The sequence below is a fragment of the Ilumatobacter sp. genome, assembly GCF_049588435.1.
Lineage (GTDB): Bacteria > Actinomycetota > Acidimicrobiia > Acidimicrobiales > Ilumatobacteraceae > Ilumatobacter_A.
The window spans coordinates 1-22,672 of record NZ_JBAVYV010000202.1 but is presented as its reverse complement, the minus strand read 5'-3'; the positions used below and the strand labels follow the sequence as shown (position 1 = coordinate 22,672).

Below are 22,672 nucleotides of genomic sequence, written 5' to 3'. Positions count from 1 at the left end.
CCGCCGGAGCGACGACGGCCGTCGCGACCGGAGCGGTCGAACGCATCGGCACGCTGACCGGGCGCCCGTTCGGCCGTTACGCATACACCTCGGCTCTCCGACCCCAGATCGCGCACGTTCCGGTGATCGTTCCGCTCGCCTGGTTCGCCATGGGCCTGCCCGCTCGCGAGACGGCCGACGCCGCACTCGGCGAGAGGTCCACGCCGGCGACGCGGATCGTGCTCGGTGCCGCGGCGATGACCGCGTGGGACCTGTTCCTCGATCCGCAGATGGTCGGCGAGGGCTACTGGGCGTGGGCGCGTCGCGGGATCTACCGCGGGATTCCGCTCACCAACTTCCTCGGCTGGTTCGCGACGGGTCTCGGGATCATGGCCATGTTCGAGGTCGTGCTCCCGAAGAATCGCCCGGCCGAGGCGGCACCGGACGCAGTCGAGTCCGTCGACACCCGACTCGTCGCCCAGTATGGGTACATGTCGGTGATGCAGACGCTCGGATTCGCTCGCTACTTCCGCGACCCCGTGGTGGCGATCGTGGGCGGTCTCGGGATGATCCCGATCGCCGCCACCGCAACGGCACAACTGATGCGAGGTCGGTCGTGACCCGCGTCGCGGTGGTCGGAGGCGGCGTGGGGGGCCTCGCGACGGCGATCCGTCTCCGGGTTGCCGGGCACGACGTCACGATCGTCGAGCGGAACCATGCCGTCGGCGGCAAGCTCGCGGTGTACGAACGCGATGGCTTCACGTTCGATGTGGGGCCGTCGTTGCTGACGCTGCCCGATCTCTTCGACGAGATCTTCCGGTTGGCCGGCACCTCGCTCGATGAACAGCTCACGATGGTCCGCCTCGACCCCCAGTTCCGCTATTCGTGGCGAAACGGTTCGCAGCTCACCATCCCCGATGAGCCACAGGACACGCGATCGCACTTCGAAGCGTTCGCGCCGGGAGCCGGTGAACAGTGGCGGAAGTTCGATGACAACGGACGCCGAATCTGGGACATTTCCCAACGCACGTTCTTCGCAGGGCCGATGTCCGATCCGCGTTCGCTGCTCGAACGGATGGACTCGCCACGAGACCTTCTCGACATCGACGCGCTGCGCACGCTACGCCGAGCCGCTCGTGACACCTTCGACGACGATCACCTGCGCCAGTGGGCCGGTCGGTACGCGACCTACTCCGGTTCGTCACCGGCACAGGCGCCCGCCACGTTGGCATGTATCGCCCACATCGAGTCACGGTTCGGATGCTGGTACCCGATGGGAGGTCTCGGTGCGCTTCGGGAGGCTCTCGAACGCGTCGCTCTCGACGTCGGCGTCACGATCCGCACCTCCACCGAGGTGGCGTCGATCACGTCGACGCCGCACCGGGTGACCGGAGTGCGGCTGTCCGACGACTCGTTCATCGACGCGCCGATCGTCGTCGCGAACGTCGATGCCCGGCACCTCTACGACGACCTGCTGCCCGACGCAAGCGCTGCGAAGAAGGTTCGCAAGGCGGCTCTGTCCACGAGCGGCTTCATCCTGTGCGTGGGGGTCCGCGGCCGGACCGACGGGATCGGTCATCACAACGTGTGGTTCTCCGACGACGCATACCAGGAGTCCCGCGCAATCGATGCCGGGCAGTTCGCCGATGACCCGACGATCTACGGTTGCATCTCCTCGGTGACCGATCCGAGCCAGGCGCCCGAAGGCGACGAGAACTGGTTCCTCCTGGTCAACACCCCTCCCGGCATCGCACTCGATGCGGAGCGCGCCCGCGACCTCGTCCTCGAACGGTTGGCCACGCACGGGGTCGAACTCCGACGCCGCATCCGGTTCTGCGCCCACATGACCCCGGCCGACATCGAGCACAACTACCGATCGCCGGGCGGGGCGATCTACGGCGCCTCGTCGAACGGGAAGCGCGCCGCATTCGCGCGACCGGCAAATCGCGGAACGAAGCCGGGGCTCTACCTCGTCGGCGGTTCGAGCCACCCCGGAGGCGGTCTGCCCCTCGTCGCGACGAGTGCCCGCATCGTCGCCGACATGATCGCCGACGACCAGCCGTGACATCACCTCCCGCCCGCACCAGGCTGCGATACGTCGTGCTCGCGGCGCGTGCCGGAGCCGGCGCCGTCGCGATCGCCCGATTGGCGGGTGCGGCTCGGACCGCCCCTCCCGTGACCCCCGGTGATCCCCTGACCCCGGATGACACGACGACCGGCTCGATCAGCGTCGTCATCCCAGCGCGTGACGAAGCCGACCGGATCGGGCCGCTGCTCGACGCGATCATCGACGCGCCCGGTGTCGACGAGGTGATCGTGGTCGACGACCAGTCGAGCGATGCGACCGCGTCGATCGCCGTCGCCGCCGGCGCCACCGTCGTCGACGGAACTCCGCTTCCCGACGGCTGGGCGGGCAAAGCATGGGCGCTCCAACAGGGCCTCGAGGCCGCTGGCTCCGAGTGGGTGCTGACACTCGACGCCGACGCTCGCCCCGACCCCCGGCTGCCGTCCGCAATGGTCCGTCGAGCCGTCGGGGACTCCATCGACTTCCTGACGGTCGGCGGGCGTTTCGAATGCCCGACACGGGCCACCCGTTGGCTGCACGCCTCGATGCTGACCACCCTCGTCTACCGCTTCGGGCCACCGGGCACGGTCAATCGACCCGAGCGGGCGATGGCCAACGGACAGTGCATGCTCGTACGACGAGCCGACTTCCTCGCGATCGGCGGGATGTCCCCGGTCTCCGGTGAGGTGGTCGAGGACATCGCGCTCGCACGTCGCCTCGCGACACGCGGCTGGTCCGTCGGCTTCCTCGACGCCGCCGATCTGCTCACCGTTCGCATGTTCGAGTCGCTGACGGACACGTGGACCGGGTGGGGCCGCTCGCTGTCGCTCCCCGGCGTCGAGTCGCGGTCGCGACAACTGTTCGACCTGGCCGTCGTCGTCCTCGCTCAGGCCGCTCCGCTCCCGCGCCTGATCCTGCGTCGCAGCGACCTGCTCGACATCGGACTGCTCGCGATCCGCGTGGGAACGCTGGTCGGCACGCGAACGGCGTACGACCGCGTCGACGTCGCGTACTGGTTGAGCCCGCTCGCCGACTCCGCCTCGGCCGCGTCGATCGGACGCGGGATCGCCCGACGTGGTCGCCAAACCTGGCGCGGTCGCAGGTACCCGTGACCGGCGAGCCAGTGTCGTCGTCCGGTGTCAGACACCCGATGACCGGCGATCGGCGAGCGCTGCCTGCGCGAATCGAATGCCGATGAACGTCATCAACACGCCCGTCGCAGCCGTCTCGTACGGCCCGTCGACGACGAGTTGCACGAACGGCATCGCGACGAATGCCGCCCGCGCCGCCCAGGCGAACGAGCGCGTCGCGACGAACACGATCAACAGGAGTCCGATCGAGATGAACGCGGCGAGGGGGGCGACGACGAGCATCGTGCCGGTGAACGTCAGGATGCTGCGACCACCGACGAACTGGGCGAACAGCGGGTAGGCGTGGCCGACCATCGCCGCGCCGCCCGCAACGTACCCGAGTCCCCACGCACCGTCCTGGGCGAGCAACACGCCGCAGGCAGCTGCCACAGAACCTTTGGCCGTGTCCCCGACGAAGATCGGGATCGCCGCCCGTCGCCCGAGCATCTCGCGGGCATTCCAGAAACCCGGGTTCCGATCACCTACGTCGCGGAGATCGATCGCTGCACGCCGCGTCGCGACCATGCTCGCGATCGGAATCGAACCGACCAGGTATCCGACGAAGATCGCGAGCACCACAGACGCCGGGCTGGCACTGAGGTCGCCGACTGCGTCCATTGGTGACAGCATGTCGGATGCATGGCCCGGATCGCGTCCTTCCACCTCATCGAGGAACCGACCTGGAAGGCGCCGCTCGCAACCGCACGACTCGGGCTCGATCGGCCACGACTCGGGCGAGTCGACGGGCTCCGCTTCTGGAGGCTGATGGGGACGGGTCGCTCGGACCACACGGGACCCGGTGCGGACCTGCGTCGTACGGCATTGTTCGCGGTGTGGAACGACGAGTCGGATCTGGACCGATTCATCGCGGACCATCCGATCGGTCGCCGGTGGAGGACCGTTGCGGCGGCGTGGCACGTGCGGCTCCGTTCCCTGGGCGGCCACGGCACGTGGAAGGGCATCGATCCGCAGGAGGGAATGGAGCCGGGTCGGGGTGACGGGCGGATCGCCGTCGTCACGCGCGCCGATGTGCGGCTCCGGGTGTCGCGCGAGTTCGGCCGCGCCGGCCGCGAGGTCGACACCGAACTCCGCACAGCGGAGGGTCTGATCGGCGTCGTCGGGATCGGGGAGGCGCCGATCGGCCGCCTCGCGACGTTCAGCCTCTGGGAATCGATGGATACGGTTCGCGAGTTCGCGTTCAGGATGCCTCGGCATCAAGACGTGATCCGCCAGACCCGCGACGGCGACTGGTACAGCGAGGAGTGGTTCGCACGATTCGAGCCCTACGCGTCATCCGGCGTCTGGAACGGTCGCGATCCCCTCGCCGACCCGATGTCCCCAGCATGACCGAAACGACGACTGTCAGACGGTCGCTCGGCCGATAACATTTCCGACGTCGTCGCCCCGGTGACGACGGTTGCCCAGATAGCTCAGTTGGTAGAGCAACGCACTCGTAATGCGTAGGTCCCGAGTTCGACTCTCGGTTTGGGCTCTGAATAACACCAGGTAGATCGGTGTTTTTGAGAGATTGGTGATTTGGCCCTGGAGGCCAACCAAGATCGTAACCAAGATTCTTGGTGCACGGTTTCGGCATGCAGGGGTCACTGCGAGAACGCCGCCCGGGGACATGGGAACTGATTGTTCAACTTCCGCGTGACCGCGCGACGGGCCGCAACAAGCAGCTGAGTCGCACGCATCACGGCACAGAACGTGAGGCACAGCGGGCGCTCTCAGCATTCGTTGCAGACGTGTCGACCGGCAAGACCTACCCATCAGCGACGACGCTGAACGAGTTGCTGGCCCAGTGGCTCGACGTCGTCGAGGACCAGCTCTCGCCCACGTCCGTGCGCGAGTACCGGCGCCTCGTCGTGAAGAGGATCGGACCGGACCTCGGCAAGCTTCGATTGAGCAAGGTCACCACGCAGCGCATCGACAGCTACTACTCCACGCTCACGCACGAGGGCGGCGATTGCGTCTCGGGTGATCGTTTCAGGATCCGGTGCAGTTGATCAGGGCGAGGTTGCGCTCGGTCAATGCTGATTGGAGTCCAAAGCATGCCGAAAGGACTTCGTCTTGCAGACTGTTGAGGTCTCCTTTCGCCTCGTTGAACGAACCCTCGACAGGGCCACCGGCGGGCGGCTCAGTCACTTGCGCCTCGACGGCTTCGGCCCTGTAGGCGTCAAGGTTCTGCTCGATCCGCTCGGCGAGTTCGCCTGCGCCGTCGCGTTCGGCTTTCAGTGCGTCGATCAACGCGTCGTACGCGACGGCGAGGTCGGCGTCGTCCGGTCGGGAGGCGGGCAGCTGGGCGATCGCTGCGCCGGCATCGGCTGCTTCGCCAGAGGTCAGCACGAGGTATGAGTCAACCTCGTCCTCGTAGTTCGGCTCGGATCCGTCTTCGGGAAATATCCATTTGACGAACTCGCCCACGTTCTCCGCCTGCGCTGTCAACCGTTGGTCGTAGACGGCGACGACGTCCGTCGCCCAGACATCGAGAGGAACTTCAGGGTTCGTTGACTCGGAAGCAACGGACGTCGAGGACTCAGAGGTCGGCTCGAAGGCCGTCGTCGGCTGTGGTGCGGCTGTCGTCGCCGGTGCCAAGGTGACCTCGGTCGTCGACTGCTGAGTCACCGAAGCACTACTCGTGTTCTCCGCCGCAGAGCCGTCGCTGCCGCAGGCGGCGAGCAACACCATCGTTGCGATACCTACCGCTCCCCATGTCGGTCGTGTGGGCTGCGTACGAATCATCTTCTGAACCTCCTGTTGGACCGGTTCATCGTGGGACGACCCTCGATCCCGTCGGTCGGCTCACAAGAAAATCACGACGAGACCGACTGGATCGGCGGACTTCGACGATGAAACCTGTGATGCTGGACGAGCGAATGGGCGCCAACAGGGAGCGGAAGCGGTCACCGACTGCCTCGTTCGATGCGCTGTACGACGCCGAGTTCGGCTCGGTCTTCCGATACGCAACGGCGCGGCTTGGACGTAGCGACGGCGAAGACGTGACCGCAGAGGTCTTCCATGCCGCAGCGCTCGCCTACGCCGACGGTCGCGAGTCTGCAGTCACTCCGGCGTGGCTGATGGCTGTCTCGCGGAACAAGGTCATCGATCAGTGGCGACGCGCTGAGCGACACAAGGCGAAGCGGCATTTGGCGTGGGCACGAGAAGAAGACGCCGTGGAGTTCCCCGAGCGCTGGGCCCACTCCGGAACACGCGAGGCGGTGCTCGACGCTCTCGACGGCATGAAGATGCGACATCGAACGTTGTTGATCCTTCACCACGTCGACGGGATGTCCGTGCCCGAGATCGCGACTGCCACCGACGAGTCAACACGCTCCGTGGAATCGGCGCTGGCACGAGCGCGGGCGTCGTTTCGACGCAACTACGACGGAGACGAGTGCTGATGGACGACCCGACACTGACCCACCTGCTCCGGCTTGTCGACGAACCCGCACCGGACCCGGCCGAGTTCAAGAACGCACTGCGCGCCGAGGTCCAGGACACCCTCGAGCGCGACGCGACCGAGCGTTCCAGGTCCACGCCACGGGTCGAGCCCGCGGCCACCTCAAACTGGACAACCGAGAGGACCCTCGAGAGGAAGGGCCGATTGGTGCGCTCGCTCGCTGGGGCTGCTTCGATCGCCGCGTTACTCGTCGGCCTCACCGCCCTGGTCAACGGAAACCGCGACGGAACAGCGCCCAGCACACCTGTTCCGCCGACACCGACGACGCTCACGACGTTGCCCGCCGCCCCGGTCACGCTGGCCACGGTGGAATCGGCCTGCGCAACGTACGCGCAGGGCGCTCCGTCGATCGCTGAACTCGAGCGATTTGCCGAACTGGAGGACTCGTTTGCGACGTCGGGTTCGGTCGCCGATGCTTCGCTTCCGGACCTCAGCGCAGCAGCTGCCTCGCTCGAGGAGCTTCGCTCGACACTCGTGGCCGGTGATCTGATCAGCCAAGCAGGCGCTCGCTCGCTGCAGATCGCTGCGGGAGGAATCGTTCAGGCCCGCACCGAACTCGAGGCGGGGGATCCGTCTGCAGCTGCCCGCTCGATCGCGTTTGCGCTGCGCGAGCTGAGCGATCTGAACGACCCACCCGATGCAATCATCCTTTCGGGCTGCGGCTTCCCCTGAGACCGAGCGCCGGCAACGCAACGCTCGGCCGAACAATCTGAAGCACCTTCCCGAGCACAGTCGTGCCGATCGCGAGCGGGGTCGGCCGCTGTTGCGTGGCGTGAGTATCGAGCGGTCTTCGTCGCTCGGCAGACGTGCAACTTCGCCGGGGTCCGAGCGGTCGACCGATGGATCGGCGCCGGGCACGCGAGCTCGTGGTTACAGCTTCGCGACGACGTGGGCGAGGACGTCTGACATCAGATCGTGCGGGCTGAACTCCACCATGCGCACGGCATCCACGATGACAATGGTGTGGCCCGCGGGCCAGTAGTAAAGCTCGCCTGAACTGACCGTCTCATTGGTGCCGTTCTCGTAGTCGACGCGCACGCGTCCCTCGATGACATACCCCCAGTGCGGGCACTGGCAGTGGTCGCGTTCGAGGCCCTCGAGCAGAGGGCAAAAGTCCAACCCGGTCGGGTAGTTCATGTACGCGCTGGTCATCCCTCCCCAGTCTTGGCCGCGGATCATCTCGCCGAGTGCCTCGTGGGCGATCGGCAGTTGCTCGACTGGTGTGCGCATGGCTATCTCCTTCTGGCATCGCTGCCGTGGTTCGCTCCGGGGTTGGAACCGGTGACTTGATCAAATGCAGTGGACGACCCCGCGCCGAACCACTGCCGCGTCTTCGAACTTCGATATCGACGAGACGTGTGAATTCGTGATGGTGCGCCACTCGCGCTACTGCTGGCGGGGTGCTACTCGCCCCCCGACCAGTTGACTCTGCAACTCTCTCGCCAGACGGCCATCACGCCGGCGTCGCCGGTGAATGCGAGGGTCGAGTCGCCAGTCCGGTTCCACATGTGCAGGTAGAGATCGGTAGCGGTGGCTGTGACGGTCAGGTCGGCGTCGCCGCCGTCGCGAGCGGTCTCGGTGCCTCGCGGACCGATGGTCAGGTACCAGTGCTGGTCGACGTCGTCGGCGTGCACGTGCAGGATCTGATCGGATCCGATTTCGATCTTGTTGGGCCTCCGGGAACGTTGCTGGACAGCGAATCCCGACAGGAGTTCGTCGAGCATGTCGGCGGCGAACTCGGGCTCGAAGTGCGACGGGATGCCCCGGGCGTTCTCGGCGTCGAATCGGTGAATCGCGATCTCACTGGCCTGCCGACGTGACCACATTGTCACCGGCGTCGGTGCGGGGAGGAAGCTGAAGCACTGGTGATCGGCTGGTGCCGACTCAAGGACTCGAATGAGGTTGTCCTTGGTCGCGCGGTACCACGAGACGAGTCCTGTGTCGTCGGGCCACGACGAGCCGAGCTCGGGCCAGTAGCGCGCCATGTCGGGGATGTCCATGGCGTCCAGCCAGTCGTCTTGGGCGGCCACAACCGTCCCCGCTGCCCAGAGGTGAATGAGGCCGAGATGGCGCACGAGGGAACGCATGTCCCACCCCTGGCACGCTGCGATGTCGACGGTGAGGTCGCCCTTGTCGGCGGCAGTGGCGAACTTGTCGCCTTCCGATGCCACGTATGCGATGTAGTCCGTGACTTGCATGTCCACCCTCCTCCACGAGGAACCGTGTCCGTTCTCATCTTCCTGCAATCTGCAGTACCCCCCATTTTTACTGTATTATGCAGTAAAGTCAAGCTCATGGCGCCTCGACTCACGACCTCGTCCTATGCCGTGCTGTGTATGCTCGCGATTCGGCCGTGGGCCGGCTACGAGCTCACCCAGCAGGCAACTCGCAGCCTGCGTTTCGCCTGGCCGAAATCCGAGCGGCTGCTGTACTCCGAACCCAAGAAGCTCGTCCAACACGGGATGGCCACCTCCCAACAGGAATCCGTGGGCGAGCGAAGCCGCACCGTGTACACGATCACCAACGAGGGCCGGACCGCGCTCGACGAATGGATGGCGACCACCCCGCAGCCTCCGGTTCTCGAGGCCGAAGCGCTCCTGCGGCTGCTCTTCGCCGACCACGGCACCATCGACGATGCGATGGCCGCACTTGACGCATTGAGCAGCGACGCTACCGAGACCTACGAACAGGTCCTGGACATCAACGCCGGCTACGTCGACGGCCAGCATCCGTTCCCCGAGCGCGTCCACGTGTCGGTGCTCTTCGCCACGTTCCAACTCGAGCTCTCCGACTTGATCATCAAGTGGGCCGAGTTCGCACGAGCAGAGATCGCAGCCTGGCCGACGACGGAGGGCCTCGGGATGACCGACCGCACCAGCGAGATCCTCGAAGCAATCACGCAACGCCAGTCGGTTCTCGTCCCCTCCGAAGCTCGGTGACGGGTCGCGCACTCCTCAAGGCGATACGCACAGCCCGCGGCGTTTCTCGGTGCTCACTGGACTCGGACACTCCCAAAGAGGAACCGGTAGTGGGCAGCGCCCGCCACCGCAGCTCAGATCCGACAGGGGACGGATCGTCCGCACAATCTGGAGCAGGTTCCGCGGACGCGTTCGATCAACCGAACATGATGAATTCACCGATCGTCAACCAACCCCGTCCGCGGACGCGTTTCACAACCAAGCGTGAACCCATCGTCACCACCGTCACCCCGTCCCAGCGTCAGACACTCCGCCCTCGGCGACACCGCCTCAGCACAAGCGCTGCGGCACCGTCATCGTTGCCAGCTGATATCGCGCGCTCACCCGAGCGCGGACGTGCCGATCAGGAGCGGGTCCGGGGCGCGGATCGGGGCTGGCGATATGCGCTAGCCAGGAAGTTCGAGTGGTGTATATAGTAGATGTATGTCATCGACACGCACTCAGGTGTACCTCACTGACGAGCAGCGCGAGAGAATCGATCGCGTTGCGGCCGTCGAGGGCGTCTCGATGGCGCAGGTGATCCGACACGCGGTCGACGAGTATCTCGACGATAGGCCCGATCCCGAAGCGGCACTCGCAGCCACGTTCGGAGCCGTTCCTCACGCGGTCGCTCCCTCGCGTGATGCGTGGTCCCGTGGCTGATCTCCTCGTCGACACGGACGTCTTCATCGATCATCTACGTGGCGCGAACGAGTTCCAGCCGAAGCGACACCGAGTGCACTACTCGGTCGTGACCAGAGCCGAACTGTTCGCTGGCAACTCAGCAACCGATCTCTGTTCCCGGCTGCTTGCGCCTTTCCGCGAAGTTGAGGTCGACCGAGCAATCGCGGAACGAGCGGGGCGCATTGCTCGGGAGTCGGGAACCCGACTCCCCGATGCGCTGATCGCAGCGACGGCTCTCGAGCGAGGCTTCAGCGTCGTGACGCGGAACCGAAAGCACTTCGAGCCGATCAGAGGAATTCGCCTGCGGTCCATCGATTGACTCCCCAACGGAAGACCGGCGGCCGGACCAGCCAGTCGTTCTTGAGCGCCTGGCCGATCACCGACGTGCCGATCTTTCTCGGGTCTCGAGAGTCTTAGGTGACGTTGATATGCGTGCTGTTTCGCTTGGTGAAACGCCGTCGCCAACGTCGGCGAGTTCATCGTGCACTCGGGTTGTTCTCGTTCGTTGAGAAATCTATGAGCCCCGATGGCAGGTCGCTGTCGTGGCTCGATTCAGCGTTCGGATGCAACGGGTGTCGCGATGCGTCGACCGCGAACGCGAAATGCGTCATCGACGGACAGGCGCTGCGCTGCTCACGTTGCTGGTCGAACTCCCCGTCACCGAACTCAGCGGCGCCATTCGGGTGAGCGTTTCGAGAGAAATGCTGAGACGCCCTCGACGAAATTGGTGGTGTCGGCAAGCTGCGTGGCCAGTGAGGCCTCCAGCGCGAGGCCGTCATCGAACGTCATTCCCCCTCCAAAGACGATCGCCCGCCTGAGCGCTGCGAGTGCCTCCGGTGGTTTTGACGCGAGCGACTCGCCGTATCGCTGGACGGTTGCCTCCAGCTCGTCGGCCGCGGTGATGTTGTCGACGAGACCGATCGTCATGGCTCGTTGGGCATCGATGAGTCCTCCGTCGTAGAGGAACTGGAGAGCTGCGGGGCGACCGAGGAGCCGGGCCAGCGCCTGAGTGGCGCCCACCGGTGGGATGAAGTTGATGTTGACCTCGGGTTGCCCGAGGCGGGCGTCATCGCTCGCGAAACGCACGTCGGCGTGCAGTGTCATCTCGAGTCCGCCGCCAACGGCGATGCCTGCGATCGCGGCGAGGACCGGTTTGGGTGAGTCTCGCAGGCGGTGCACGATGCCGTGCGCGAGTTCGCACCACTCGCGCATCCCTGGTTCGTCAATGTCGCGGAATACCTCGAGATCGGCTCCGGCGCTGAAGTATTTGGGATTGGCACTGCCGAGCACGAGGACACGGACCTCGGGATCTGCCACCATCGTGTCGATCGCCGTTTCGACCTCTCGAACCATCGACCATTCGAACGCGTTCACCGGCGATCGATCGAATTTGATCCACCCCACGTGCTTGATCACGTCGAGGGCAACGCTCGATGTGTCAGCAGTCATGCGGGCCGAGAGTATCTCGGTCGGTGCCGATGGCGGGGAGGTCCTCCATCGGGTTCACGTCTTCTCGGGAGACAACAGCCTCCACGCATCGTCTCCTCCGTCCGGCCCGCACAACTCGGTCGAGTCGGCGCGCATGGAGAAGCCGCGGGCCTGGTTTTCGCGCAGGAGATCCTTCGCAGTCGTCACGCCGTGCCACGTCCACGCTTCGCCTTCGTCGCATTCGCCGGAACCATCGCTGGTGAAGGTCACGAGCCCTGGGGCTTCGATGAGGTAGGTGCCCGAGTCGAGCGGCTCGAGGGAGTTTCCGTCCGAGATCAGCAGGTATGTTCCTGCTGGGTCGATCGCGAGTACGTCGCCCGTTCCGGGCCGGAGCCAGAGTCCTTCGATCTCTGCGGTCTCGGTCGCAGCCGCGGGTTCGACATCGATGTCGCCCGCCTGCAGGCTCAGGCTGGTGGTCGAGGCCGGAGACACGCGTGTCCACTCCCACGGGGTGAGCACAGGGACGTCGCAGTCGGGGGCGAGCGCTTCGACCGTCATGATGCCCTGGTCGTCGGCGACGCCGGTCCACGTCATCGTCACGCCCGGGCAATCCGACGCATCATCGGCCGTCGTGAAGCTGATCGTCGTCTCGTCGATCGTTTCGAACGTGCCGTTGGTGAACGCTCCGCTGCGAAGACGGCCAGTGTCGCCGATCGTGAACGTGCCATCCATCCGGAAGTCGACGAACAGCGACGATGCTCCGGCGGTGTTCACCCAGTATCCGTGCACACCCTCGGCGGTGATCGCGACGTCGTGCGCCGGGGCCGGTTCGGTCGACGGCAGTTCGGACGTGGACGGTTCGGTGGCCAGCGGTTCTGCGGGAGTTGGCGCAGGTTGTTCGGTGGAAGCGGGTTCGGTTTCGGCGACCGCAGGATCGGTCGGGACGGCCGCTTCGTCGGATCCTCCACCGCAGGCGGCCACGACGGGTCCGAGGACACTCACACATGCGATGATCGTTCGGGTCATGGTCAGGTTCATGAGGTTGGTCTCCTTCGATTGGTGGGGTCGTCGTGTGGCTCGCCCGCTCACGCGCAACGATCGGACTGATCGGGGTCAGGAAGCGTGACCACCCCACCCGTACCGTCCGGGTTGACCGGCACTCCGAAGAACGTCGCGACGAGCACCGTCTCCTGCACACCCGGGTTCCAGGCGGTGTGGAGCTTCGGACCGGGGTCCACGAATGCGTCCTGTGGTCCGTAGGTGCGCTCGATGCAGTCCGACGCCTGCTGGTACACCAGGTCACCCTCCACGACGCTGACGATGACCGGGCCGGGGTGGGTGTGCCATGGGAAGGCCGCGCCCGGTTGGAGGACGAGCCTCGCCGTGACGACGTTTCCCGCATCCTTGAGGTTCAGCACGTCGGCGCCCTGCCCGGGAAGCTTGCGCTTCACCTGCACCGACACGTCGTCCGGAAAGGCGGCGTGTCGGGACAGCACTTCCACCGCGATCGGCGCCGGCGGGTTTGGTTCGTCGCCCCCGGCGTCGGCGTGGCCGGTCATCGCGATGAGGCCGAACGTGAATGCCGCGATGGTGCCCAGCAATGCGCCGGTCGTGCGGTTCGTCGGACGCTTCGAACGAATGGTGATGCGCATGGTGGTTCTCCTGCTTGGGTTGGACTTGCTGGTTGAGGTTGGCGAACTCACTCGATGGAACTGGACTTGCCTTCGGCGGTGCACAAACTCGTCGCTCGGTACTGCCGATGATGGTTCTCGCTACGTCTTCTCGGGAGACAGCAGCCTCCAGGAGTCGCCTCCGACGGCAGACCGGCACAGCTCGGCCGAGTCAGCGCGCATGGAGGAACCACGGGCTTGGTTCTCGCGCTGGAGATCCTTCGCAGTGGTCACCCCCTGCCACATCCACACTTCGCCTGCGTTGCATTCGCCGGAACCATCGCTCGTGAACGTGAGGACTCCCGGGGCCTGGAGGTCATAGGTGCCCGAGTCGAGGGGCCGGAGTGAGTTTCCGTCAGAGCTCACCAGGTAGGTGCCTGCGGGATCGATGGCGAGGACATCACCCGTCCCGACCCGGAGCCAGAGGCCTTCGATCTCCAGGCTCTCGGTCGCAGGTACCGGCTCGACATCGAGGTCGCCCGCCTGCAGCTCGAGGCTGGCCGTCGAGGCCGGAGAGACACGTGTCAACTCCCACTGGGAACCCGCGGGGACACGACAGTCGGGAGCGAGTGCCTCGACCGTCATGACGCCGTCGCCGTCGTTGACGACGTCCGTCCATGTCATCGTGACACCTGGGCAGTCCGAGGCGTCGTCCGCCGTACGGAAGGTGATCATCGTCTCGTCGTCGACTCCGAACGTACCGTTGGTGTACGTCCCGTTGCCGAGGCGCCCCGTGTCGCCGAGCGTAAACGTGCCGTCCGGTCGGAACTCGACGAGCAGCGACGCTGCTCCGACGGTGTTCAGCCAGAATCCTTGCAAGCCCTCGGGAGTGATCGCGATCTCCTTTGGCCCGGATGACTCGGTCGACGGCGATGCGGTCCCAGGAGGTTGAGTTCCGACGAGGGCCGGATCGGTCACGGCTACGACGGGTTGTTCCGCTGGCGCCGGATCGGAGTCACGGTTGGCGACGACGACGAGTCCGCCGACGAGTGCGGCGACGGATGCGGCGATGAGCATCCAGGTACGGGATCGGTTGCGTGGTTCGGTGCGATCGGGACCGAGCTTCATGAGTTCCGTGGCTGAATCGGCGGCATCCTCCGTGCTGACTGTGACGAGACGGAGCGTCGGGTCCTTCGCGGTCTGGAGCGTCGAGTCGACGGGGCCCTGCATCCGGTCGACCATCGTGAAGTAGTCGCGGAGTTGGTCTTCGATCGGCGTCTTCATCGCGTCACCCCCAGTGCGTGGCGAAGTTTGGTCAGGCCGCGTTCGGCGTGGTTCTGCACCGTGGTCTTCTTCGTGCCGAGGAGTTCGGCGACTTCGCTCATCGTCCAGCCGTAGCCGTAGAGCAACGTGACGGTGATCCGCTGGCGTTCCGGAAGGTCCGAGACGGCTGCTGGCAAGCCGGGTTCGACGTTGGGCAACAACTGCTCCGGCACCTCGACGAACATGGGTCGACCGCGAGCCTTCATCCGCCGTGCCTTGTTGCGCCCGATGCCATACACGTAGCCGATCGGGTTGTTCATGACGGACACCCGATCCCACCGCTCCCACGCGATCGCCAAGGAATCTGCCGCGGCGTCCTTGCCCACTTGCACGCCGAAGGCGGCCGTCAGCGATTGCCGAATCTTCGGCCCCGCTTCTGTCGCCCACTCCGTGAAGGTGGTGTCGATCGTGGCTTGTTGCACCTTGGCTCCCTGTTGGCTCTCACCAGATGAGTGCAGCGAACGCCACCGTCGTACCACCACGAATCAAGATTCCTCCCCACATCGCCGAACAGCCACCGTCCCGTTCGGTCGTCACGAGCCTCAACCACCATCGCCAAGCGTGTCGAGCGACATACAGAGCGATCGGCCGAGATCGTCCGAGGGAGCGACTCGAACCCCGCTCGAGATCCGGCAGCGGAGCGCGAATGCCAACGTGCGACAGGTCCGACCGACCGTCAGCACATTCTTGCGCGCCTGAACGAGCGCATCCGTGAGGATATGTCGCTCTTCTGCTCTATCTGTGGGTGAGTTGAGGGCCTATCCGCGCGTGCACCCCGCCTGATTCCTAGGTTTCGCGCTGTCGAAGGCCCGAAACTGAAAGGACGGCAGACGGGGTGCTGAACACCAAGGTATGGGAGAAGGCGTGCGGGTTGGCGCGCACGGTCGTGGAAGGGGTCCGTGTCGACGACACCGACGGCTCGATCGTCGTGTCGGTGCGGCCCAGCGAAGGCTCGTGGCCACTGCGGACACTGCCATCGACGTTCGCCTCGCTACGACCGTGGTGATGGTCGTCGGCGGTGGCGGGCGTTGGACGCCGGCACGACGAAGGTGTTCATCGAAGCCGACGCACCACGGGTGCGGTGTCGCACGCATGGGCCAACCGTGGTGGCAGTGCCGTGGGCTCGTCACGGGGTCGGCCACACCCGCGACTTCGACGACTTGGCGGCGTGGCTGGCGGTGCGCACCTCGAAGTCCGCGACCTGTGAGTTGTTGCGGGTGGCGTGGCGCACCATCGGGGCGATTGTCACGCGGGTCAATGCAGACGTCGAGGCGCGGGTTGATCGTCTCGACGGGTTGCGCCGGATCGGGATCGATGAGATCTCCTACAAGCGCGGGCACCGCTACCTGATCGTGGTCGTCGATCACGACACCGGGCATCTGGTGTGGGTCGGCCCGGGCCGCACCGACGCCGAGTTGGAGGTGTTCTTCGACGAACTCGGCGACGAACGCGCCGCCCTGCTGACCCATGTATCAGCCGATATGGCCGGCTGGATCGCCCGCGTCGTTGCCAAGAGAGCCCCGAACGCCGTGCGTTGCGCCGATGCGTTTCACGTCGTGGCGTGGGCGATCGAAGCGCTCGACGTCGAGCGTCGCCGAGCCTGGAACCAAGCATCGGGACGAAACGCGATCACCACCGTCACGTCCCAGCGAGGACGAGCCAGAGGCACCTCGCTCGGCATCGCACGCGCCCGCTACGCGCTCTGGAAGAACCCTGGTGATCTCACCGACAACCAACGCGCCCAGCTCGACTGGATCGCCAAGATCGACCCTCGGCTCCATCGCGCCTACCTCCTCAAGGAAGGACTGCGATTCGTGTTCGCCGTCAAGGGCGACGCCGGCAAGCACGCCCTCGACAGGTGGTTGTCGTGGGCGCGGCGATCACGCATGCCTGCCTTCGTCGACCTCGCCCGCAAGATCGTGAAGCACCGGGTGGCGATCGATCACGCCCTCGACTCCGGGCTCTCCAACGCCCTCATCGAGTCGACCGACACCAAGATCCGCCTCCTCACCCGCATCGCGTTCGGCTTCCACGGACCCGAACCCCTCATCGCCCTCGCACTCCTCGCGCTCGGGAGCCATCCACCGCTCCGCCCAGGCCGAACCTGACCCACAGATCCAGCAGAAGAGCGTGATATGGGCGACTGTGGTTAGCCCCGGTGCAGCCATGTGAGGAGGTTGGGTGGTGCCGTTCGAGACGCCCGGGAGTGGTACGCAGCGAGAGCGGCCGAACTCAGCCCTTCCGTTCCGGCTCCTGATCGGCCGGAACGGAAGAAGCGGCTCTTGTCCAGGAGGACGGCTGAAGGGTCGGGCGCGAGCTTGTCGCCGTTGGCCTGCATCGATTCGAAGGTTGCGGCTTTCGCGAGGTCGCCAACTCGCTCGTTCGTGACGTTGATCCCGAGGAGGGCTGCGATCCGCTTCATCTCACTGTTGAGGTCGTGGAGAAGGTCGGCGTAGTGCACGAGGACGATGTTGGACTCGTGCCTGCGACTCCATGCGTCGGTGAGGTGGTGGAACACGCCGTTGAATGACTCGAGGTGGTCCTGTGCGGTTGCATCCGATCCGGTCCAGCTGAGGAGCCATTCATCGAGCGGCGGCAGCTTCTTGGGTTTGGCGAGTTCCGGATTGCCGGTGAGTTCCGCGACGCGTTGGCGGTTGATGTTGTGGCTCTGGTGGTAGAGCGACACTGCTGCGTCGAGTGGGTGCCGGGCGACGACGACGTACGTGACTCGATCATCGTTCGGCAGCCCATCGAGCGGTGTATGTGTTTTGATGAATCGGCGGTGGGTCTGCGCCCCGAGGTCTTCGAAGAGATCGGCCTTCGACAGGACCAGCCAGTCGAGCCAAGGGGACAGCTCTTCAAGCGGCCGCGGGAGATCCGGCGTTTCGAAGATCAGCAGCGCACAGATCATCTGGACCCAGGTGGTGCCGGACTTGGAACGGGTGCTGATGACAATGTCGTCATCGCGGAAGTCGAAGTCGAGCCACCGGGCGCTGTCCTCGTCTGCCGACAGGTATCGGATCGGCTGGCTCGTCACGCCGCCACGGTAGACGTCGAGCACCTATCGACGCCGAGGGACGCAACTGCTGGCGCGCCCAGGCAGCAAAGATCCGGCTGGGAAGATCGCCTCATCGCAGACCGTGGGCCAGGCGCTTCCGCTGCGCGCGTTCTCGCGCACACGGCCGAGCGCGGACGTGCCGATCGTGGGCGGTAGCGAGGTCGTCTGCCGGTGTTGATACGAGTGGCGCAGGTGCAAGGGCTCGACGGATCTGGTGCGAACACTTACTCAACGCACAAAGAACCCACAGGATGTTCGTCGAAACTGCGGTCATGAGACAACTGCCAAACCAGGCTTCCTGGCGTGCTGCGCTCTTCCCGTTCGTGTTCGTCGGACTGGTGACCGCCTGCGGTACGTCGTCCGACAACGTTGCCGACACCACTGATGACGGGGCCTCGAGCACCGTCGCCACTGCACAGACATCCATCGGCACTGCCCAGACCACGGTCACAGCTGATCCCGAGTCGACCGACGAAGATTCGGCTTCGACCGACACGTCTGAACCCACGCAGATTGCGGCTGTGTCGACGTTCAGCATCGAGGTCTGGGCCGACAACTGGATGGCGGTGTACGTCGACGGTGTGCTCATCGGCGAGGACTCGGTCCCGATCACCACCGAGCGGTCTTTCAACGCCGAGGTGTTCACCTTTGAAGCGACATACCCCTTCACGGTTGCCATCGAAGCAAAGGATTTCAAGGAGACTGATTCCGGCCTCGAGTACATCGGTGAGGCGAACCAGCAGATGGGCGATGGCGGCATCATCGCCCAGGTCATCGACACGTCGACCGCCGAGGTCGTGGCCGGTACCGACTCGGATTGGAAGGCGCTGGTCGTCCACCAGGCGCCGCTCAACACCGACTGCGAACACGACGCCAATCCCGACGCGACGTGCGAGTCCCTGATCATCGAGACATCTTCCGACTGGGCATCAGCCGGCTTCGACGACAGCGATTGGACGAACGCCAGCGTCTGGGGCGCTGCCGACGTCGGTCCCAAGGATGGGTACGACGAGATCAGCTGGGACCCGTCGGCGCAACTGATCTGGGGCACCGATCTCCGCGTCGACAACACCATCCTCCTCAGGACCACGATCTCATGAGAGTCGAGCGATCGAGAGCAGCCATCACCCACGACCACGTTCATCCCCATCACCCCGGCGAGCCTGCTGGGCACATCCATCCCCATCACGGTGCGGTGTTCGACCGACGGGCCGCACTGCGTTCGGGAGCACTCGGCATCGGTGCCATTCTCCTCGCCGCCTGCGGGTCGAGCACGTCGGACTCGACCGCCTCTGTCTCGACCGACGCAGACTCCACGTCCGGCGCGTCGGCGCCGACGACGAACGGAACCGCAACGAACGACGTGACCGAGGCAACCGCCGGCACGGTGTCGGGAACGGTGCCCGTCGGCGTGCTCGCGGGTTTCGACGCATTCGCCGACACGGTGACCGCCTTCGCGAGCGGGGATGTGTGGATGGTCGAGTGCTACGGCATCCCCATGCACCAGATGATGGTCGGCATCACCAGCTGGCAGCAGCAGGTGCCGGTTGCCCAGGACTACACCGGAGCCAACGCCTGGCAGTTCCCGATCACTCCGCAACTCGCTGACGAACCCGTCTCGGCGCGCACCGGGCTGTTCCGCGGAGCGATCGCGCTCGCCGTGAACGGGATTCCGATCTTCAACGCGCTCAACAACCGTGGCGACGATGCGTTCCTCGTCGGTGAACTCGATGAGTTCGGCGGTCACTGCGGTCGCGCCGACGACTACCACTACCACGCAGCACCACTCCATCTGGAAGCGGTGGTCGGGCCCGCGAATCCGATTGCGTACGCACTCGACGGATTCGCGATCTACGGCTCGATCGAGCCCGATGGCAGCCCGCTCGAACCGCTCGACGAGTACAACGGTCACACCGGACCTGACGGGGTGTACCACTACCACGGCACCACCACGTACCCGTACATCAATGGTGGCCTGATCGGCGTCGTCGAGGTCTCCGACCAAGTCGAACCACAACCAGTGACCCCCGCGTTTCGACCGGCAGGCGAGCCACTGGCCGGCGCAACCGTCACCGGGTTCGAGGATCTCGGGAACGGCTCCTACCGTCTCGAATACACCGTCGGCGACGCCCTCGGCTCGGTCGACTACACCGTCACCGAGACCACCGTGAGCTTCGAGTTCACCAGCCCCACAGGCGACGTCACCACGGAGACCTACTCCCGTTGAGGTTCTGATGTCAGGCCGAGCCATACCAGTCAGACCGCTGACCGGCGGTCTGACCTGGGCCGAGATCTACAACAACTTGGTCCGCAATCGTCTCTCAGACCCGTCCGGGAACCGGCAAACGCGCGCACACGTCGAGCAGGCGAATCCGCACAGAACGCGCGCGCCAGAACGCGGCCGGCGACGGTCCGGCCGAAAGCGATCCAACCAAGATTCCAACCAAGAAATCGGGCGGGATCGGGGCGAAACTGGCGGGAAGAGGCGAAAGTCGATCTCCGCACAACCCCTGGTAGACGGCACTAAATGGGAACCGCCGAAGCGAATCGATCGAAATCGGAATGCGTAGGTCCCGAGTTCGACTCTCGGTTTGGGCTCTGAGAAACACCCGCTCGACGGGCGCACTACCCGAGCTTCACCGCGACGGCGAGGCTGGCCATGGGCGATGCGCCCATGTCGGGATGCTCGGCCACCCATAGCGGGCGAGGATCAGCTCGACTCGTCGGGGGAACGACCGACCCGGCCGGTGCGGCGGACCTCCTCCGTGACACATTCGACGACCCAGCCGATCAGCTCACCCGACTCGTCGGCCATCATGTCGAACTCCTCGCGCATGCGCAGCCAACTGAACGTCGAGGTGAGCGTGCGGACGAGCTGGCCGAGACGCCGCTGGTCGGCTTCGGGCAGGTCGGGGAAGGAGCGCCGGCAGACGTCGATCATGAGTTCGGTGCGTCGCTGCTGCGTCGGCAGGATCCGCGCCGGATCGGGATTGATCAGGAAGGCGGCCTTGGTGGCGGCGGCATGCTGGTCGAAGTCGCCGAAGACGTCGGGAACGAATCGAGCGAGTTCATCGAGGTCGGCGAGCTCCTGTTCACGGCGCCCGGTCGACATCACCTCGCCGAAGTGGTCGTTGACGGCGTCGAGCAGGGCCTCCCGATCCGGGAAGTACCGATAGACAGTGCGCTCGGAGACGCCGGCGGCCTCGGCGAGTTTGCGCACCGCGAAGTCGACCCCGCCCGTCTCCGCGAGCAGGCGGATCATGGTTTCGACGATGTGGACACGGGTCTGGCCGGCCTGGGCCTCGCGCAACGGGCTGTGGTAGGGGCGCTCGGCGTCGGTCACGGGTTGACATTATCACTGACTTCAGTGCAGACTCGATGACATTCACAACAGATGTTCTGCACCCAAGCGGGTGGGACCGAAGCGGAGACGCCAGGCGCATGACGACGACCAGCGACGACACGACCTCGACCATCCCCTCCTCCGAGTTCGTCCCCCCGGGTCCCGGCCAGTGGATGCTCGACACCACGCACCACGGACGTCGCCCCACCACGCGCTTCATGCGCCCGATCACCGACCGGGCGTCCGACGGATTCGAAACCCTCACCGCGCGATTCGGATTGCCGTTGGAGACGATGGAGTTCGCCACCGTGCACGGCTACACCTACGCCCGTCCGAAGGCGATCGGCGACAACGGCAAGGGGGGCGCGCCGCCACCCACGGCGATCATGTGGCTCGTCGCACGACTTCACCCCGAGCTCCGCCGTCGCAACCGCACCGCTCGCGAGGCGTGGGCGGAGCGCCGCTGGCGCGCCGACGTCGACGCATGGTTCGAGCGCGGCGGTCGCGATGGCGTGTTGAGCGAGAACCTGAGACTCCAGAGCTTCGATCCGGCGGCGGCTGGTGACGACGCGCTGGCGACCCACATCGAGGAAGTGTCCGCGTACCTCGCCGAGCAGTTCGTCCTCGGCTTCGAGACCCACGGCGGCGACATCGTGCCCTGCGGCGACTACCTCGCCCACTGCGCTCGGTGGGGAATCACAGCTGACGACGCGACATCGCTGCTCTCGGGATCGTCGCCGCTCACCGTCGAGACCCGTGATCTCCTCGCACCGGCCGCACGCTCGCATGCGTCCACCAGCGACACGAACACCGCGCCCGGCTCGATTGCCGAACTCCGGTCCCGTTCGCCCGAGGCGGCGACGGCGATCGACCGCTGGCTCGAACTCCACGGGTGGCGACTCCTCAACAGCGACGATGTCGACTGCCCGACCCTCCACGAACAACCCGACCTCCAGTGGCGGATCGTGGCCGCGCTCGATCCCGACGTCCTGGACCCCGAGACCCACGCCCTGGCGCCGGATCCGGCCGTCCTGCGAGCGCGGGTTCCGGCCGATCAGCGCGCGCTCTTCGACGAACTGCTCACCGAGGCTCGATACGGGCTTCGACTTCGCGACGACAACGTCGGGCTCCGCCTGAACTGGCCGGCCGGCATCGCCCGGCGAGCATTGCTCGAGATCGGACGACGGTTGGAGCAGCGTGGTGCGCTCGCCGACGGCGCACACGTCATCCACTGCGACGGCCCCGAACTCGCAGCGCTCCTCCGCGGCGAGCGCGGCCCCTCGATCGACCAGATCCGCGAGCGCGATGCCGAGCGCACCTTCCAACTCTCACTCGATCCGCCGACGTGGCTCGGTGACGAGGAACCGCCTCCACCCCTCGACGCATTCCCAAAGCCGATGGCGCGCGCCACGCGTGCGGTGATGGCGATGATCGACGCGATGCAGGGCGAGTCGTCTCCCAGCGACGGCCGACTCGTCGGTCACGGGATCGGCGACACCGCGTATCGTGGCCGCGCCGTCGTGATCGCCGGACCCGACGACGACTTCGATGCGATCGAGGACGGCGACGTGCTGATCGCCCCGTTCACCAGCCCGTCGTTCAACAGCGTCTTCCCGCTGCTCGGCGCCGTGG

24 protein-coding genes, 1 tRNA gene and 1 pseudogene are annotated in these 22,672 nt (G+C 65.7%); 15 read left to right on the top strand and 11 right to left on the bottom strand.

From position 1 onward, the window contains the following. The 3 genes from WBV89_RS07715 to WBV89_RS07705 form a co-directional block, all read left to right on the top strand. Window positions 1–599 (top strand): carotenoid biosynthesis protein (locus WBV89_RS07715; protein ID WP_423980751.1); only part of this gene is annotated, 599 nt, incomplete at its 5' end. Then, window positions 596–2,044, top strand: a complete 1,449-nt coding sequence (locus tag WBV89_RS07710) for a phytoene desaturase family protein (RefSeq protein ID WP_423980750.1) — start codon at window positions 596–598, stop codon at window positions 2,042–2,044. The genes WBV89_RS07715 and WBV89_RS07710, both read left to right, overlap by 4 nt. Continuing rightward, window positions 2,041–3,156: a glycosyltransferase gene (locus WBV89_RS07705; protein WP_423980749.1), complete on the top strand. Its 1,116-nt coding sequence runs from the start codon at window positions 2,041–2,043 to the stop codon at window positions 3,154–3,156. The genes WBV89_RS07710 and WBV89_RS07705 overlap by 4 nt, the downstream gene beginning before the upstream one ends. 27 nt (window positions 3,157–3,183) lie before the next feature. On the opposite strand, the gene WBV89_RS07700 is transcribed toward WBV89_RS07705, so the two are convergent. Continuing rightward, complete coding sequence (locus WBV89_RS07700; RefSeq protein WP_423980748.1) at window positions 3,184–3,792, bottom strand: glycerol-3-phosphate acyltransferase; 609 nt, start codon at window positions 3,790–3,792, stop codon at window positions 3,184–3,186. Window positions 3,793–3,813: 21 nt separating this feature from the next. Between WBV89_RS07700 and WBV89_RS07695 the strand changes: the two genes are divergently transcribed. The 3 genes from WBV89_RS07695 (at window position 3,814) to WBV89_RS07685 (ending at window position 5,183) form a co-directional block, all read left to right on the top strand. Then, window positions 3,814–4,521, top strand: coding sequence for a spheroidene monooxygenase (locus tag WBV89_RS07695; protein ID WP_423980747.1), 708 nt, complete (start codon window positions 3,814–3,816; stop codon window positions 4,519–4,521). A 72-nt stretch (window positions 4,522–4,593) separates the two neighbouring features. Continuing rightward, window positions 4,594–4,666 (top strand) — tRNA-Thr (locus tag WBV89_RS07690). Between the two features lie 100 nt (window positions 4,667–4,766). Next, entirely contained in the window at window positions 4,767–5,183 is a 417-nt protein-coding gene (locus WBV89_RS07685; RefSeq protein ID WP_423980746.1) for a hypothetical protein, read from the top strand. On the opposite strand, the gene WBV89_RS07680 is transcribed toward WBV89_RS07685, so the two are convergent. Then, window positions 5,164–5,865, bottom strand: coding sequence for a hypothetical protein (locus WBV89_RS07680; protein WP_423980745.1), 702 nt, complete (start codon window positions 5,863–5,865; stop codon window positions 5,164–5,166). The two genes, WBV89_RS07685 and WBV89_RS07680, sit on opposite strands and share 20 nt — an antisense overlap. Before the next feature lie 173 nt (window positions 5,866–6,038). Here WBV89_RS07680 and WBV89_RS07675 point away from each other — a divergent pair, with 173 nt between their 5' ends. Beyond that, on the top strand, window positions 6,039–6,578 hold the full coding sequence (locus WBV89_RS07675) for an RNA polymerase sigma factor (RefSeq protein ID WP_423980744.1): 540 nt from the start codon (window positions 6,039–6,041) through the stop codon (window positions 6,576–6,578). Beyond that, a complete protein-coding gene (locus WBV89_RS07670; protein ID WP_423980743.1) occupies window positions 6,578–7,309 on the top strand; it encodes a hypothetical protein in 732 nt (243 codons plus the stop codon). Before WBV89_RS07675 ends, WBV89_RS07670 begins: the two co-directional genes overlap by 1 nt. A 198-nt stretch (window positions 7,310–7,507) precedes the next feature. Here WBV89_RS07670 and WBV89_RS07665 read toward each other — a convergent pair whose 3' ends face one another. Next, entirely contained in the window at window positions 7,508–7,867 is a 360-nt protein-coding gene (locus tag WBV89_RS07665; RefSeq protein ID WP_423980742.1) for a cupin domain-containing protein, read from the bottom strand. A gap of 173 nt (window positions 7,868–8,040) precedes the next feature. After that, window positions 8,041–8,835: a maleylpyruvate isomerase family mycothiol-dependent enzyme gene (locus tag WBV89_RS07660; protein WP_423980741.1), complete on the bottom strand. Its 795-nt coding sequence runs from the start codon at window positions 8,833–8,835 to the stop codon at window positions 8,041–8,043. Window positions 8,836–8,931: 96 nt separating this feature from the next. Between WBV89_RS07660 and WBV89_RS07655 the strand changes: the two genes are divergently transcribed. The 3 genes from WBV89_RS07655 (at window position 8,932) to WBV89_RS07645 (ending at window position 10,597) form a co-directional block, all read left to right on the top strand. Beyond that, window positions 8,932–9,576 (top strand): PadR family transcriptional regulator, encoded by a 645-nt coding sequence (locus WBV89_RS07655; RefSeq protein WP_423980740.1) that lies wholly within the window; start codon window positions 8,932–8,934, stop codon window positions 9,574–9,576. 462 nt (window positions 9,577–10,038) lie between these two features. Then, entirely contained in the window at window positions 10,039–10,257 is a 219-nt protein-coding gene (locus tag WBV89_RS07650; RefSeq protein WP_423980739.1) for a CopG family transcriptional regulator, read from the top strand. Continuing rightward, on the top strand, window positions 10,238–10,597 hold the full coding sequence (locus WBV89_RS07645) for a type II toxin-antitoxin system VapC family toxin (protein WP_423980738.1): 360 nt from the start codon (window positions 10,238–10,240) through the stop codon (window positions 10,595–10,597). The genes WBV89_RS07650 and WBV89_RS07645 overlap by 20 nt, the downstream gene beginning before the upstream one ends. Before the next feature lie 347 nt (window positions 10,598–10,944). On the opposite strand, the gene WBV89_RS07640 is transcribed toward WBV89_RS07645, so the two are convergent. The 5 genes from WBV89_RS07640 to WBV89_RS07620 all read right to left on the bottom strand — a co-directional run bounded on the left by WBV89_RS07640 (window position 10,945) and on the right by WBV89_RS07620 (window position 15,061). Then, complete coding sequence (locus tag WBV89_RS07640) at window positions 10,945–11,727, bottom strand: enoyl-CoA hydratase/isomerase family protein (RefSeq protein ID WP_423980737.1); 783 nt, start codon at window positions 11,725–11,727, stop codon at window positions 10,945–10,947. Window positions 11,728–11,781: 54 nt separating this feature from the next. Next, window positions 11,782–12,732, bottom strand: coding sequence for a hypothetical protein (locus WBV89_RS07635; RefSeq protein ID WP_423980736.1), 951 nt, complete (start codon window positions 12,730–12,732; stop codon window positions 11,782–11,784). Window positions 12,733–12,791: 59 nt separating this feature from the next. Then, complete coding sequence (locus WBV89_RS07630) at window positions 12,792–13,358, bottom strand: cupin domain-containing protein (RefSeq protein WP_423980735.1); 567 nt, start codon at window positions 13,356–13,358, stop codon at window positions 12,792–12,794. Window positions 13,359–13,478: 120 nt separating this feature from the next. After that, a complete protein-coding gene (locus WBV89_RS07625) occupies window positions 13,479–14,600 on the bottom strand; it encodes a hypothetical protein (RefSeq protein WP_423980734.1) in 1,122 nt (373 codons plus the stop codon). After that, complete coding sequence (locus WBV89_RS07620; RefSeq protein ID WP_423980733.1) at window positions 14,597–15,061, bottom strand: RNA polymerase sigma factor; 465 nt, start codon at window positions 15,059–15,061, stop codon at window positions 14,597–14,599. The genes WBV89_RS07625 and WBV89_RS07620 overlap by 4 nt, the downstream gene beginning before the upstream one ends. A gap of 413 nt (window positions 15,062–15,474) precedes the next feature. Between WBV89_RS07620 and WBV89_RS07615 the strand changes: the two are divergent. Further along, window positions 15,475–16,747, top strand: a pseudogene (locus WBV89_RS07615) (ISL3 family transposase). A gap of 41 nt (window positions 16,748–16,788) precedes the next feature. Here the strand turns inward: WBV89_RS07615 and WBV89_RS07610 are convergent. Next, a complete protein-coding gene (locus tag WBV89_RS07610; protein ID WP_423980732.1) occupies window positions 16,789–17,676 on the bottom strand; it encodes a sulfotransferase domain-containing protein in 888 nt (295 codons plus the stop codon). Window positions 17,677–17,969: 293 nt separating this feature from the next. Here WBV89_RS07610 and WBV89_RS07605 point away from each other — a divergent pair, with 293 nt between their 5' ends. Both WBV89_RS07605 and WBV89_RS07600 read left to right on the top strand, forming a co-directional pair. Beyond that, window positions 17,970–18,797, top strand: coding sequence for a PEBP family protein (locus tag WBV89_RS07605; RefSeq protein ID WP_423980731.1), 828 nt, complete (start codon window positions 17,970–17,972; stop codon window positions 18,795–18,797). Next, window positions 18,794–19,924 (top strand): YHYH protein, encoded by a 1,131-nt coding sequence (locus tag WBV89_RS07600; RefSeq protein WP_423980730.1) that lies wholly within the window; start codon window positions 18,794–18,796, stop codon window positions 19,922–19,924. Before WBV89_RS07605 ends, WBV89_RS07600 begins: the two co-directional genes overlap by 4 nt. A gap of 483 nt (window positions 19,925–20,407) precedes the next feature. Here WBV89_RS07600 and WBV89_RS07595 read toward each other — a convergent pair whose 3' ends face one another. Further along, window positions 20,408–21,040, bottom strand: a complete 633-nt coding sequence (locus WBV89_RS07595) for a TetR/AcrR family transcriptional regulator (RefSeq protein WP_423980729.1) — start codon at window positions 21,038–21,040, stop codon at window positions 20,408–20,410. Between the two features lie 98 nt (window positions 21,041–21,138). Between WBV89_RS07595 and WBV89_RS07590 the strand changes: the two genes are divergently transcribed. Continuing rightward, window positions 21,139–22,672: hypothetical protein (locus tag WBV89_RS07590; protein WP_423980728.1), on the top strand; the 1,534-nt coding region annotated here is incomplete at its 3' end.